The organism is Leptospirillum ferrooxidans C2-3 (assembly GCF_000284315.1).
GTDB lineage: Bacteria > Nitrospirota > Leptospirillia > Leptospirillales > Leptospirillaceae > Leptospirillum > Leptospirillum ferrooxidans.
In genome coordinates, this window is sequence record NC_017094.1 from 2,212,129 (window position 1) to 2,226,556 (window position 14,428).

Genomic DNA, 14,428 nt, shown 5'->3' on the forward strand with positions numbered 1-14,428 from the left:
GCCCGGTAAAGGGTAATCCCTGAAACGACTTCACACACCACCCTCACAGGAATGTCAGAAAGGATTCTTCTTCCCAAAACATCCAGGGATGGGTCTTTTTCCTAATGAAATTCTCTGATCGGGAACGAACAGGGATTATCTGACCAATTTCTTGGACACGGATTCAAGCCTGGCAAAACCAAGCTGCCCTGATCCATACAATATTCCCACAAAAAGAGATCCTAGGATTCCGGTTGCCAACAGGCGCATCCAATCGGGGGCCTGCCCGACTTCGGGAGCTCCATGCCCCAGAAGGTGCGGCAGCATCACGGAAGCAAACCCATCCATCATCAATACCCCCCACCAGGCAACCAGCGCATTTTTGGGATGGTTCCACTGGATCAGGGGGAACAGCCATACAATTAAAATCGAAACCAGAACTGACTTTGCGACAAGCTCAAACATCGGATCAATCGAAAACAGTGTCAACACCGTCCCCATCAGAACCGCGCAGGCAATTGCCGCCAGCAGGGGGGTATTTCGAAGTCCAAAAAACAAGATCGGGACCAGCCAGTCAATCCACAAAAGAGGAGGCCATTTCAGTGCAACAACAGAAGACAACAGCAACAGAATCAAAAGGAGCAGAACCCGGTAAAACCATCTCATTTAGGCTGGGCACCAACAAGCTGATGATCCGACCAATGATGCTCCGGCGAAAAAACATATACATAATGAAGATCATTCAAATGCTCTGAAGGTACAACCTGAACCTGATGGAACAGCATCTTTTCCCTTTTTCCAACCGCTCGAACACTTCCAATGGGAACGCCCTGAGGGAATATGCCATCCTCACCAGTTGTTTCAACAGGGTCACCAACCTTAACAGCTGCCAGGATCGGGAGATATTTCAAACGCAGGCTCTTGCCCTGCCCCTGCCCGTGAATAATACCAGAATCAGGGATTCCCGGAATCCTGGCTTCCAAAGCAAAATAGGTGTCCTCAATCCACAGGACCTGACTGAAATGCGGAAAAACCCGGACGACATAACCCAATACACCAAAAGAGCCAACGACGCCGGATTTCTCTTTGATACCATCAGCCGACCCGCAATCCAGAAGAAATGTCCTGTGGCCAGAAGTGGGATTGATCGCCATGACACTGCAGGATGTGCCCGGCGTCACAACCCGATTTCTAAGAGAGAGAAGAGCCCTCATCTGGGCATTTTGAAAAAACAGGTCCCTCGATTGATAAAGCCTGCGGGACAGGAGGGCAATCTCTTTCTTCAGCCCTTCGTTTTCTTTCTTCACCGCTACAAGGTCAAGATAATTGCTCCAAAGAGAGCCTGCTTGCCGGGATCCGGATGAGACTCCCGATAAAAAACCGCCGAACAGGCTTTCAGGAGCTGTCACAAACATCGCCCGAAAGAGTCTTGGGTAAAAACCGAGGATCACCAAAACAACAAGCAGGACAATCAAAAAAGGAACCAGTATTCTTGGCGGTTTCCCCTGGAGTCGAGGCTTTTCCAAAGATCAGCCCCCTATGGAAACCTTCCTCAACACTTCAAGCTCCTCAAGAGTTTTTCCGGTTCCCATGACCACCGTCTGAAGCGGATTGTCCACAGTGATGATCGGAAGACATATCTCTTCACGAAGTCTTTTATCAAGACCGCGGAGCATCGAGCCTCCTCCTGTGAGAACAATCCCCCTGTCAATAATATCGGCGGAAAGTTCCGGAGGAGTATTCTCAAGGGTTTTCTGAACCGTCTGGACAATGCGGCTGATCGTATCGGAGAGGGCTTCCCGAATTTCTCCATCGGTGATCTTGACTGTCTTCGGAAGTCCCTTGATGATATCCCTGCCCTTGATCACCATGGTGCGCTCTTCCGTTTCGGCAATTGCAGACCCGACCTCGATCTTGATCCGCTCGCCCATGGCATCGCCAATCAGGAGGTTATGTTTTTTCTTGATGTACTGGATGATATCTTCATCCATCCTGTCACCTGCAACCTTGATCGATTCGCTGTAAACAATCCCGCCGAGAGAAATGATCGCCACATCGGTTGTTCCACCACCGATATCGATCACCATGTTCCCTGAGGGCTCCATAATGGGTAGACCCGCTCCAATCGCCGCAGCCAGAGGCTCCTCGATCAGATAAACCTCACGGGCTCCGGCCAGGCGGGCCGCATCCTTCACCGCCCGCTGCTCCACCTGGGAGATACGGGAGGGGATACAGATCACCATCCTTGGGCGAACAAAGGTCGATCTCTGGTGTACCTGATTGATAAAGTGGGCAATCATCTGCTGGGCAACATCGGGATTATCAATGACACCATTTCTCATGGGACGAATCGCGATGATGTTTCCCGGTGTACGGCCCAGCATTTTCTTCGCTTCCTGGCCAATCGCCAGAATCATATTGGTTTTCTGGTCTATGGCAACAATCGAAGGCTCATTGATGACGATACCCTTACCCCGAACATAAACCAGTGTATTGGCGGTTCCGAGATCAATCGCCAGATCCTGGGAAAGAAAACCGAACATTCTGGCAAAAAATGACAACCTTTCCCCCTTGCTTGAAACGTGCCTACTAAAGAGGCCTGTTCTTTCCCGGCACCGGATCCTCCGGTGCACCGAAATCCGGGATATCTCTCCCCACTGGAGGATATCCCTTCCCCTCAACATTTGTTCCCGCCCAATCATCACCCAGGCGATGATCAGTTCTGGTTCCCACCAGCATGACAAACTCTATTCCAAGGACAGAAAGCATGAGGAACCATCCCACCCATGGAATCAACCCGATCAAGAATGCAAAAGCGACTGGAATATTCCTGATGGTGGATTCAAAATAACGGCAGTTTCCTCCGGACGACCTTCGCACGCTCAGTCGGGTCATGCGCTTTCCCAGACTGCCTCCCGGCAAACCATCTGCGACAAGAAGATAGGCCGTGCCGGAAACCGCGCCCAGAAAGTCCCCACCCATGAGGTCTCCCAACCTCAAAAAGGCTGCCGCCACGAGAAGATCAATAAATTTGCCGAGAACCCTGTCAAAAAAATAGGAAACCCTCTCGGAGGAGTCGGGAACCCCCATCTTAACGCTCCATTTCCGGGATTCTGGACAGATAAACCAATCTCAAAAATTCTTAATGGACAAAACTACACACAACCTGAATAAATTGCAAACGAATCAGACAAGCATCACCCCTGCAGCGGATCTGAGAGCCGAAATAGCCTCCCTTCTCGAAGCTCCGGAGAAAATGGCCGTCCCCGCAACAATCGTATCAGCACCGACCGAAACAACCTGGCCAACGTTCTTGGTCGAGATTCCACCGTCGACCTCTATCCGGACGTTTGCACATCCAAGTCTCTCCTTCATCGACATCAGTCTCCTGATCTTCGAGATCGATCCCTCGATAAAGCTTTGCCCTCCAAATCCGGGGTTGACCGTCATGATCAAAACGAGATCAATCAAACCAAGGACCTCCTCAAGAACCATCAGGGGAGTGGACGGATTCAACGCAATTCCCACAGACATGCCTTTTCCCCTGATGGATTCAATCAGCCGGTGAAGGTGAGGATCTGTTTCGGCATGGACGATCAGTCGATTGACACCCGCCTTCGCCATTGGCTCCACAAGAGATGATGGATTGGAAACCATCAGATGGGCTTCCATGGGAAGATTGCTCCACTTCCGGAGGGGAGCGATCACCGGAGGGCCAAAGGTCAGGTTCGGAACAAAGTGTCCATCCATGACATCAAGGTGTAAAAGGTCCGCACCACCTTCGGTGACATCCCTGACCTCCTCCCCCAACCGGGAAAAGTCCGCGGACAAGACAGAGGGTGCAATCGACAGAAAATGAGGGTTGTGATTAGAACTCATGTCGGACCACCCCTTTCATTCCGCCGGCCATCAGTTCAAGGCGACGGACCCGTTCTTCCGTATCCGGATGTGTCGAAAACAGAGACATGATCCCCAACCTTTTGAAGGGCTCCAGAATAAACATATGGGCCGTGGCGGGACTCGCCGCCATTGGCACCTGGTTAACGCCGCCCTCCAGTTTCATCAGCCCCTGTGCCAAAAAATGAGGATTACCGCAAAGGGCTGCCCCACCGGCATCCGCCATAAACTCCCGGGACCGTGAAATGGCCATCTGGATGAGGAAACTTGCGACAGGAGCCAGAATCATCATGGCAATTCCACTCAAACCGGAACCTTCACGATCCTCACGCTCCCGACCGCCAAAAATTGCCGCCATCTGGGCCATGTTCGCAATCATCGTAATCGCTCCCGCAATTGATGCCGCCAGAGTCGAAATCAGGGTATCCCGGTTGATGATGTGCGTCAGTTCATGGCCCAGAACACCCGAGAGTTCTTCCGGGGTCAGGAGGTCCATGATACCGGTTGTCACGGCTACTGCCGAATGTTCCGGGTTTCGCCCGGTTGCAAATGCATTGGGAGAAGGATCATCGATCACATACAGTCGCGGAACCGGGATTTTACCCCTCCTGGCAAGGACCTCAAGCGTTCTGGACAATTCGTTCAGACGAGGATTGGACAACATATCCGGAGTAATTTCATGGGCGTTATACATCCTGAGAACAATCTTGTCACTGAACCACCATGATCCGACATTCATGACAAGAGACAGCCCAAACGCCAGGATCATCCCTGTCTCACCGCCAAGACTGCGACCGATCACCAGAAGAATTCCGGTCAGAAGACCCAGGAAAACCGCCGACTTAACCATATTCCACATTTTCAGCATTCCTCACGCATAATCAATAAAATAAAAAGGATCAATCACCCCAAGAAGAAACCCGGAGAAACAGGCGTTCCAGAAAGGAATTCCGAGACCTTGAGCCTTCGTCCACCCGGCTTCTGGATCTCAAGGATCCGGTATAAACCTGTTTCGCAACAGACATCAATCCCCGCGGATGAAACTCCAATGACCTCCCCTGGTTTGTTTGGGGAGTTAGGTCCGGATAAAACCAACCCACGATGGATGCGAAGATTTCCCAGAGAAGACTCCAGATAGGAGCCTGGCCACGGGTTCATTGCCCTGACATGACGGTCGATTTCAATCGCCGACATACTGGCAAAGGAAATACGTCCATCTTCTTTCCGGATCATGGGGGCGAGAGAAAATTCCCCCGCCTGTGCGACCGGAATGAGTTTCCCTTCAAGGTACTCGATGAGCCCCCTGACCAAAAACCCGGGCCCGAGATCCATCATCTTTCCGGCAAGACCTTCTGAAGTCTCATCATCCTGAAGGGGGATTGGCAACATTTTGAGAACCGGCCCGGTATCCATTCCCTTGTCCATCAGCATCAAGGTCACCCCGGATTCCGGAACACCGGAGCGAACGGCCCACACGATAGGCGATGCCCCACGAAAAGAGGGCAGGAGGGACGCATGGACATTGACACAACCATGACGCGGCAACGACAGGATCTCCCCTGGAAGAATCTTACCATAGGCTACAACAACGACCACATCGGGATTCCAGTCTTGCAGGCAGGACAGTGCATGCCCGTCACGGAGCGTCGCCGGACAAAAAACAGGAATATTGTGACCTTGTGCACAGGCCTTGACCGGACTGGGAGAAAGCTCCTGCCCCCGCCCCCTGGGGCGGTCCGGCTGGCTCAAAACACCAACCAGCTGAAACCTTGCCGAAATCAGCGCCTCCAGGAATGGAACCGCAAACTCGGGGGTTCCCATGAAAACCAACCGGATAGATGACGGATCAGCCACGACGGGATCTCCTGGACTGATTGCCCTTTCTCCGGATTTTCTCCATCTCGACCGACAGTCTGGCCCGGTCCCACAACGTCATCCGGTCCCTTAAAAGAAGTCCGTCGAGATGATCCATCTCATGCTGGATCAAACGGGAAAAAAGACCACTGCCTGAAAGTTCGATTATGCGCCCGTCCGGATCATGTCCCCTGACACCGATGCGCTCATGACGCGGAAGAGGAACAAAAATGCCCGGGAAGGACAGACAGCCCTCGTCTTCCGTCACGGAACCCTCACTCTCGATAATTTCCGGGTTCAGAAGAACCACGGGAGAGCGACCGGTTTTTTCTGCCCTCCGGTTCATGTCATAAACAAAGAATCTGAGATTCAGACCGACCTGAGGGGCAGCGATCCCGATTCCGGGAACGGTGTAAAGGGTTTCAAGCATCGACTGGATCGTCTCCATAAGCTTTCCGTCGACATTTGAGACCGCGAGGCAACTTTTTTGAAGGACAGGATCCCCATAGGGCCGAATCGGAAGAATCGCCATCAGTGCTTCTCCCCGGAAGAGGACACCGCCGGCAGGGTCACCAAAAGCTCGGAGCCCCACTCTGTCTGGTCTTTTCTTGAAAAGCGAAGAGAGACGCGATGCGCTTGTCCGGAAAGATTGGGAATGACGATTGAAAACAGCCCATCCCTTGGAGATACGGCTTCAAGAGGAGAATTGTCGAGAAGAACATGAAGGAGATCACCATCCCTGAATCTGCTGGTCTTTTCCCGGACAGACAGATTCAGCGTTCTCCCTGACAGGGAGCTTCCTGAAATCGTTTGTGAAACCAATACCGGACCGGCCTCCGACGAGTCAGCCGATGGAGGGGCCAACAGAACCATCGAAAGAAAACACAGTCCCCCAAAAGACACACGACTCCAAAGATCCCGATTGATCATCTCCCAACGACCCCATAGATCCAGCGACCAATTTCGGAAAGCTCCTCCACACAGACCGAATGGGCCATTTCATACTCGTGGAATTCCCCCTTCCATCCCGCCGACCGAAGCCACTCACAGGATGTTCTCCCAAGAGTTAACGGAACCACCTGGTCGAGCGTCCCGTGAGCCATCAGGAAACGGTCGGGAATCTGTCCTTCCCCAATGGGAAACGGAGCCGGGATATAGGAGGAGAGGATCATGACCCCTCCCAGAGGCTTTGGAGCAAGATGTCCCGCAAAAGCAGCGACCAGACCTCCCTGGGAAAATCCTCCGACAATGATTCTGGAAGGAGGGACCCCTCTGGCGACCTCCCCCTCGACCAGTGAAAGAACCGCATGGGCAGAACGTTTCATGCCGGAGATATCCGCTCGAGACTCGATCCTCTGATCCAGTACGTCATACCAGGCCCGCATCGACATGCCTCCGTTCACAGACACCGGCATACGGGGGGCATTCGGGAAGAGGAAGCGGATTCCTCTCGCACCGTTACCGGAAGGCAGACCCAGATAGGGAATGATCCCCTCGAAGTCACTACTGTCGGCACCGAGCCCATGCAACCAGATCACTGAGGCAACAATCTCACCAGGAGAAGATCTTTCCACCACTCCATCTATCCCTTTTTGGTCATTTTCCCGGAAAGCCATTATTCGTTCTCTTTTTTTGGACGACCGGTCACTGTCCTGATTTGAGAAAGAAGATCTTTCAGATCCGTTACCGGGGAAAGGCAGACACCACCGCCACAAACATCCGCCTGCGTTTCAAAAGAAACACCGGTGGCCGGAGGCTTTTGAAGAAAGTCCGGGAGGGAAAGGGAATCCCGTTCCCCCAGATCGATGATCAAGGTATCCAGAGGTGACTTGGCACGAGCGGACAATGACCATTCCAGGGAGCTTTTCCCCCGGACCAGAACGATGACGGGAGGTGACAGATACTCCCCCAACGCCATGATCATCGATGCATATCCCATAGGTTGCTCAAGCATCGGTTTTGAATAAAGGGCAAGCGTCCTGCCAACCTTCTCAAGCCAGTCCATCCGTCCGGAAAGGTGGGCAAGACGGTTGAGGGCCCGACAGGTAACAGCCGATCCTGAGGGTATTGCCGCATCATGGCCGGATTTTGGACGATGAATCAGCTGTTCATGGTCATGGCTCGTAAAATGGAACCCTCCGGCCGCATCATCCCAGAACTTCGAGACGAGAACATCCGCGAGGGAAAGGGCCCAGGCCAGATCTGACGGCCTGTAAACCGTCGCCAGAGACTCGACGAGAGCATCCAGAACATAAGCATAGTCATCAAGATATGCGTTCAGCCTGCTTTCACCCTTCGTCCGGACCGCCAGAAGATGATCTCCTGTCCAGAGTGTTTCCCGGAGAATATCCAGAATTTTCTGTCCCTCCATGATCCACTCCGGACGGTCAAGGATCCGTCCGGCACGGATCAGTCCGCGGGCAAGGAGACCATTCCAGCCGGTGAGGACCTTGTCATCCTTTCCGGGTGGAATCCTCTGTGAGCGGACGGACAGAAGTTTTTCTTTTGCCGATGACAAAAGTGAATGAAACGGCCCTTCCGTCAGAGAGAGACGTGAAGCCACCTCCGAAAACGGAAGATTCTTCCTGAAATGCCAGAACTCGTGTTCAAAGTTCGGTGTTTCCGAAAGGCCATAGGTGAGCGATACCACCTGATATTCCTCGGGGGTCAGAATCCTTGAGACCTCTTCACGCGTCCAGACATAATACTTCCCTTCCTCACCTTCAGAGTCGGCATCGAGGGCTGCATGAAACGCCCCGGAACTATCCCTCATTTCCCGAAAAAGCCAAGTCACAATGCCGTCACAAACCGAAGCGAGGCCGGCGTCTTCAGAAAGATGCGCACCTTCGGCGTAGACGCAAAGGAGAAGAGCATTGTCGTAAAGCATCTTTTCAAAATGGGGGATTGTCCATGTGCCATCCACGCTGTAACGGGAAAAACCGCCACCGATCTGATCGTAAATACCTCCGGAGGCCATCCTCTCCAGTGTGTGTCTTGCCATCCAGAGATCAAAAACCTCTCCTTCGCGCTCATACTCCCGGAGACATGCGGCAATATCCATTGGATGCGGAAACTTCGGTGCCGGGGTAAATCCACCGTCTTCCGAGTCGAACCGGGCTCGAAGACTGTCCCTGAGACGGGCTTCGGGCTCGATCGTCAGCGAGGACGGATCGGGGTTTGCACCTTCGCCAAGAGCATCCGATCGGGAGAGAAGCTCCGTCACAGGATGCTTTGTACCGGACAGAGCCTCTTTGTTTTCATCATAAAATTGCCGGATCTGGTGCAGAACCGAAATAAAACCGGGAAGACCGAATCGGGGACTTTTGGGGAAGTAGGTTCCTCCCGCAAACGGAACCTGGTCAGGGGTCAGAAACATCGTGAGGGGCCAGCCGCCGTTTCTTTTTGTAATCACGGTATGAGCCATCTGGTAGATATGATCGAGATCCGGACGTTCTTCCCTGTCGACCTTGATGTTGATGAAAGACTCATTCATGACCGAGGCCGTCTCCGGATCCTCAAAGGATTCATGGGCCATGACATGACACCAATGGCAGGCGGAGTACCCGATTGAAAGAAGAATCGGGCGATTCGTTTCATGGGCCAGAGAGAGTGCTTCCGGTCCCCATGGGTACCAGTTCACAGGATTTTCCGCATGCTGAAGAAGATAGGGACTCGTTTCCCGACTCAAGAGATTGGACATCAAGATCCTTTCAAGGGAACAAACTCCCCTATTATTATAATACAAACCATAAAAAACCAATATGCCATATAGGGATATGCCCAGATTGTCTTTCAGATTGTTGGAACTGATCCAAACAAGTTTCGAGCAAAAGTGGAACCCTCTTATTCTAACGGGGATGTGAACGATCATCAAATTCCATATTCGTCCACGTTTATACTAGATCTTTTCTGACAATCAGAGGATCCAAATCATTGGAGATGGGTAAAGTGTTCCGTCTTTAAGACGCTGACCATCGTGGGGGATCTTCAGGAAGAGATGGGAAAGGAAAGGCAGAGTGTCCGGGGCGTGATATCCCCCCCGGACACAAGCGCCACGCTAATTGAAGCCATATCTTCGGATAAAGAGGTTCTTGACCATCTGGGCCAAAAGGCAGTAGGGAACAAGAAGGGCCAATAGCCATGGGAAATAACTCCAGGGCAAGGGGACAAGACCAACCTTCGCTCCCAGGGAAGAAAAGGGAATGGCCACTCCGAGGATCATGATCAGCGAAGTCATCACAAGAAGCGGAGCGGATGCCCTGCTTTGCAAAAACGGGATCTTCCGGGTACGGATGATATGGACGATCAGTGTCTGGGAGAGGAGTCCTTCAATGAACCATCCGGACTGGAACAATCCGGCGCTTGCCGGACTGTTCGCCTTGAACACGAACCACATGACAGCAAATGTCGCATAGTCAAAGATCGAGCTGATGGGTCCCATCACAACCATGAATCGCCCGATATCCCCGATTTCCCATTTGCGAGGCTTTTCGAGATACTCCTCATCGACGTGATCGAAGGGGATCGCCGTCTGGGAGAGGTCATAAAGAAGGTTCTGGGTTAAAAGCTGGACCGGCTGCATGGGAAGAAACGGAAGAAAAACGCTCGACCCGAGAATACTGAAAACATTTCCGAAGTTCGAGCTCGAACCCATCTTGATATATTTGATGATGTTTCCGAACACCTTCCTGCCCTCGATAATCCCCTCTTCCAGCACAAGAAGACTTTTTTCAAGGAGGATGATATCGGCGGACTCTTTCGCGATATCGACGGCATTGTCGACGGATATCCCGATATCCGAGGCCAAAAGGGCCGGAGCGTCGTTGATCCCGTCTCCCATAAATCCGACAACATGGCCCTTTCGCTGAAGGGATCGGATGATCCGCTCTTTTTGCGAAGGAGAAAGCTTCGCGAAAACCGTTGTTTTCTCCACCCGTGAGTCGAGATCTTCATCGGAGATCTCGGACAGCTCTCCCCCCAGCATCAGGGAGTCCACCTCAAGCCCCACCTCACGACAGATTTTTCTTGTCACAAGATCGTTGTCACCTGTCAGAACCTTGACCGAAACTCCTTTTTTCCCCAAAAGGCGAATAGCTTCCATCGCCGTTTCTTTCGGAGGATCCAGAAACGCCACATAGCCAAGGAGGGTGAGATCCGACTCGTCGGCCACAGAATAGGAGGGGCCACGCTGTGAGACTTCTTTTGCCGCAACGGCGATGACACGCATTCCGTCATTGTTGAGATCATTGGCAAGTGCCATGCAGCGATCCCTTGAGACCGACTCGATCGGGATGATCTCACCGTCAATTTCGGCAAATTGGCAGATATTGAAGATCTCCTCGAGAGCGCCCTTGCAGATCAGAACATGGCTCCTGTCCTTCCTCTCGAGGATGACGGACATTCGTTTTCTCGCGAAATCAAATGGGATCTCGTCGATCTTCTGATAATCCCGCTCGACGGCCAGGTCTCCCCAGATTTCATGATGTTTCAAGATCGCGACATCCAGAAGATTTTTCAGACCCGTCTGATAGAAGCTGTTTAGAAAGGCATATTTCAGAACATGGTTCTTTGGATTGCCGAGGGGGTCCACATACTTTTCAAGAACAACCTTGTCCTGTGTCAATGTTCCTGTCTTGTCGGTGCATAAAACATCGATGGCACCAAAGTTCTGAATGGCCGGAAGCCTCTTGACGATGACCTTTCTCTTGGCCATCGACAAGGCTCCTCTTGCAAGATTCACCGTGACAATCATCGGAAGCATCTCGGGCGTCAGCCCGACGGCAACCGCCACGGCAAACATGAACGCCTCAAGCCAGGCCCCCTTGGAAAACCCATTGATCAGAAAGACCATCGGTGTCATGACCACCATGAATTTCAGCATGAGCCATGTAAAACGGTGTATTCCGCGATCGAATGAAGACAGGGAGCGCCCTTCGGAGATGGTTTTTGCAACGGATCCGAGAAACGTCTCCCTTCCGGTTTTCAGAACAATCGCCTGGGCTGTTCCACTGATCACATTGGTTCCCATAAAACAGATGTTTTGAAGGTCCGGAAGGTTGACCGTTCTTGAAGCGTCAGGAGGCGGGGGGAACGGGAATTTCTCCACCGGAAGGGACTCTCCTGTCAGTGAGGACTGACTGACAAACAGATCCTTGGAATAGGTCAGCCGCACATCGGCGGGTACCATGTCTCCTGCCGAAAGGTGGATCAGGTCGCCGGGAACCACCTCCCGGATGGGAACCTCCTGACGGATGGAAATCATTTTATCTTCCGAAGACTCTTCCTCTTTTGCCGGCCCTGACCTGACGACCCTGATCACCGTGGCCTTGGTGCTCACCATCGCTTTCAGACGCATCGCTGCCTGACTTGAGCGGTATTCCTGAAAAAAAGTAAGGAAAACGCTGACCGTGACCATGATTCCCATAACAACGGAACCGCTTTTGTCATCCGTCAGATAGGAGATGATCGCCAGAGCTGTCAGCAGAAGGATGAAAGGGTTCAAGAATGCCTTCAGAAGCTGTTTTGGCCAATGAAGACCCTCCTGATCAATTTCATTGGTTCCGATCGCAGCAAGCCTGGCTCTGGCAATCTCCTCGGTCAGCCCCTGTGGACTTCCCTCAAGCACATTCAAAAGCTCTTCAAGATTCCATCGGCTGGCTTTTTGAAAAAAACCGTTGTGTCGGTAGGGCTCAGAAGAGTCCGGCCTTTGTGGCGGATTTTTAAAACCACCCTCTTTTTTTGGTTGAACAAGCATAAAATCCCCTCGAAAACTTTTGCGGAACGAGTGATCCGCGCAGATTGAATACAGGCGATTGTCCCACCCAGAGTGATAAAGGGGCCCAAGTTTTCCCTTAAGATATGGAAGCCGGGGGGACAATCGGCCTATCGGTCATCAGATCGGCGATTCCGACCTGTTCATGGCTCGAAATCCCTATGGAGAGATTCTCCCGAGGATTCCCGGCTCATTTAACAGGGTCAGAACGAAACGGATCCTGAAAAAAAAGATCTGAAAAACGTGACGCACGGTGCGAAACAGGAAGCGAAACATGGGGACCTCCCCCTTTTTTGAAAAAGATTCACGATAGAGCAAAAGGAGCGGACCGAAAAAAGCTCTTGAGCCGTTCAAAATGGACAGGCGCATGGCGTTTTTGGTCTGGCTTAACGATCACTCATTGGGTTTCAAAAAAGCGGAAGGGAACAGGAGGAGAAAAACATGGAGGAAAAATCGATTTAAAGCATTTCCTCCTTTCCCTTCCGCCTAGGACTCGAGTCTTGACCCATCAGGGCCCTTTCTTTTGTTAGGGAAGATGGCTTTTCCGAAAAAAACCCTCTTAAGGGAGTCTTTCCGGCCCATTCCTTCACCTTGGTGGCGGCATCCCGAACAGGAATCCGAAAAATCAGGACCCAATCCGATGACACCTTCGGTAAGCTGTCCAATCATTCATTTCAGTCGAGATGATCAGGAGCATCTTCGCTCATGATTAAACGAAGATTTTCAAAGGTAACCGGCCCGAGTCTTGGTTGTCAAGGATTTTTTCCATTTCCAGAATATTTTTGAAAATCCGCTCCATCTTCGGAGCAAAGGAAGAGCTACAGGAACCGTCAGTTTTTTTTACAGAACCATCAGATCTTTTTACAGAAAGATTGGTCCGATGCACAAAAAAAAACATCTCCCAAACCAAAAAAATCCTTTAATCCTTTAAAAACAATAAAAACATATACCTGGCACAACACTTGCTTATGAAATCGCAACAAGAATTTTAACCCGATGGGAATATCCCAAAGGGTCGATCTGGACCTCAGTGGAATCCATGCTTCCCTAACCAAGGACGGAACATGAAACATTCAATCCTTTTGAAAAGCCTTCTTGCGGTGGCTATCCTCACAACCTCATACCTTCCAGATGCTTACGCTGCCTTCTCTTTTGGTGAAGTAAACGGATATCAGGATGTCACCATGAACGCTTCCGATGTGGGACAATCTTTTACGGCCAACTGGCTCTGTAGCGCCAACACGACTTGCAACAATCCGAAAATAGTAAATCCTTCCCCGGTCAATCTCAGTGCAACCGGAACATTTACACTGGACCAATACGGAAGCAACTATGTCAAGATCTCTGCAACCATCAAAAACACGACAATCTCGAGCTTTCAAGCCGCGTTGATGTCCATCGGTCTTTCCACACAGCTCTCCAACTCGAACATCTCTCCTTCATGGAACATACCCGGAGATTCGGGATCTCAAGGAACAATCTTCAAAAGTTATAGCTCTCCAGGTAATTTCCCAGGAGGGTTTAGCGGAATCAACGCCTGTTTCTGGGCAGGAATAAACTGTAGCGGGGGACCCATTACTAGCGGGCTTGGAAATGGTTACACTAAACTGGGCCCATCGACCGACTCATTCACCTTCTTCCTGACATCAAATACCGGAACCATCGGTTCCTCATTGACGCTTTCCGATTTTGCGGTCAAGTTTCAGACACAAGCTGGTTCCTATGAATTCGGCGATGGACTGGGTCCTTCTCCGACACCGGAACCCGGATCTTTCTGGCTTCTCGGTTCCGCACTTCTGGCCATGATCGGCTTCTCTCTCCGAAAGACAATGCCCAAAAAAGCCTGAGACTAGTTTCAGAGCCATATCCGGAATGCCAGGAAAACCTGGCATTCCCCTCTTTACTATTTCCCCACCTTCCCCCCCA

13 protein-coding genes are annotated in these 14,428 nt (G+C 51.5%); 1 reads left to right on the plus strand and 12 read right to left on the minus strand.

Annotated elements, in window-relative coordinates; genetic code table 11:
* Positions 1-135: 135 nt before the first annotated feature.
* From LFE_RS11125 to mgtA, 12 genes are all read right to left on the minus strand, one after another.
* Positions 136-645, minus strand: coding sequence for a hypothetical protein (locus LFE_RS11125; RefSeq protein WP_014450321.1), 510 nt, complete (start codon positions 643-645; stop codon positions 136-138).
* The gene (gene mreC / locus LFE_RS11130; RefSeq protein ID WP_014450322.1) at positions 642-1,505 is read right to left on the minus strand and encodes a rod shape-determining protein MreC; all 864 of its coding nucleotides are present in this window, start codon (positions 1,503-1,505) and stop codon (positions 642-644) included. The genes LFE_RS11125 and mreC overlap by 4 nt, the downstream gene beginning before the upstream one ends.
* Before the next feature lie 3 nt (positions 1,506-1,508).
* Positions 1,509-2,522, minus strand: coding sequence for a rod shape-determining protein (gene mreB, locus LFE_RS11135; RefSeq protein ID WP_041775065.1), 1,014 nt, complete (start codon positions 2,520-2,522; stop codon positions 1,509-1,511).
* Between the two features lie 46 nt (positions 2,523-2,568).
* A complete protein-coding gene (locus LFE_RS11140) occupies positions 2,569-3,069 on the minus strand; it encodes an RDD family protein (protein WP_014450324.1) in 501 nt (166 codons plus the stop codon).
* A 96-nt stretch (positions 3,070-3,165) separates the two neighbouring features.
* Complete coding sequence (gene rpe, locus LFE_RS11145) at positions 3,166-3,858, minus strand: ribulose-phosphate 3-epimerase (RefSeq protein WP_014450325.1); 693 nt, start codon at positions 3,856-3,858, stop codon at positions 3,166-3,168.
* Positions 3,848-4,735: a zinc metalloprotease HtpX gene (locus LFE_RS11150; protein WP_014450326.1), complete on the minus strand. Its 888-nt coding sequence runs from the start codon at positions 4,733-4,735 to the stop codon at positions 3,848-3,850. The genes rpe and LFE_RS11150 overlap by 11 nt, the downstream gene beginning before the upstream one ends.
* A 44-nt stretch (positions 4,736-4,779) precedes the next feature.
* A complete protein-coding gene (fmt, locus tag LFE_RS11155) occupies positions 4,780-5,730 on the minus strand; it encodes a methionyl-tRNA formyltransferase (RefSeq protein ID WP_014450327.1) in 951 nt (316 codons plus the stop codon).
* On the minus strand, positions 5,723-6,262 hold the full coding sequence (gene def / locus LFE_RS11160) for a peptide deformylase (protein WP_014450328.1): 540 nt from the start codon (positions 6,260-6,262) through the stop codon (positions 5,723-5,725). The genes fmt and def overlap by 8 nt, the downstream gene beginning before the upstream one ends.
* On the minus strand, positions 6,262-6,660 hold the full coding sequence (locus LFE_RS11165) for a hypothetical protein (RefSeq protein ID WP_014450329.1): 399 nt from the start codon (positions 6,658-6,660) through the stop codon (positions 6,262-6,264). The genes def and LFE_RS11165 overlap by 1 nt, the downstream gene beginning before the upstream one ends.
* Positions 6,657-7,346 (minus strand): alpha/beta hydrolase, encoded by a 690-nt coding sequence (locus LFE_RS11170; protein ID WP_014450330.1) that lies wholly within the window; start codon positions 7,344-7,346, stop codon positions 6,657-6,659. Before LFE_RS11170 ends, LFE_RS11165 begins: the two co-directional genes overlap by 4 nt.
* Positions 7,346-9,430 carry a thioredoxin domain-containing protein gene (locus LFE_RS11175; protein ID WP_014450331.1) on the minus strand — a complete coding sequence of 695 codons (2,085 nt, stop codon included), beginning with the start codon at positions 9,428-9,430 and terminating at the stop codon, positions 7,346-7,348. Before LFE_RS11175 ends, LFE_RS11170 begins: the two co-directional genes overlap by 1 nt.
* 357 nt (positions 9,431-9,787) lie before the next feature.
* Positions 9,788-12,484: a magnesium-translocating P-type ATPase gene (gene mgtA / locus LFE_RS11180; protein WP_014450332.1), complete on the minus strand. Its 2,697-nt coding sequence runs from the start codon at positions 12,482-12,484 to the stop codon at positions 9,788-9,790.
* A gap of 1,082 nt (positions 12,485-13,566) precedes the next feature.
* Between mgtA and LFE_RS11200 the strand changes: the two genes are divergently transcribed.
* Positions 13,567-14,349: a cistern family PEP-CTERM protein gene (locus tag LFE_RS11200; RefSeq protein WP_014450333.1), complete on the plus strand. Its 783-nt coding sequence runs from the start codon at positions 13,567-13,569 to the stop codon at positions 14,347-14,349.
* Positions 14,350-14,428 lie beyond the last annotated feature (79 nt).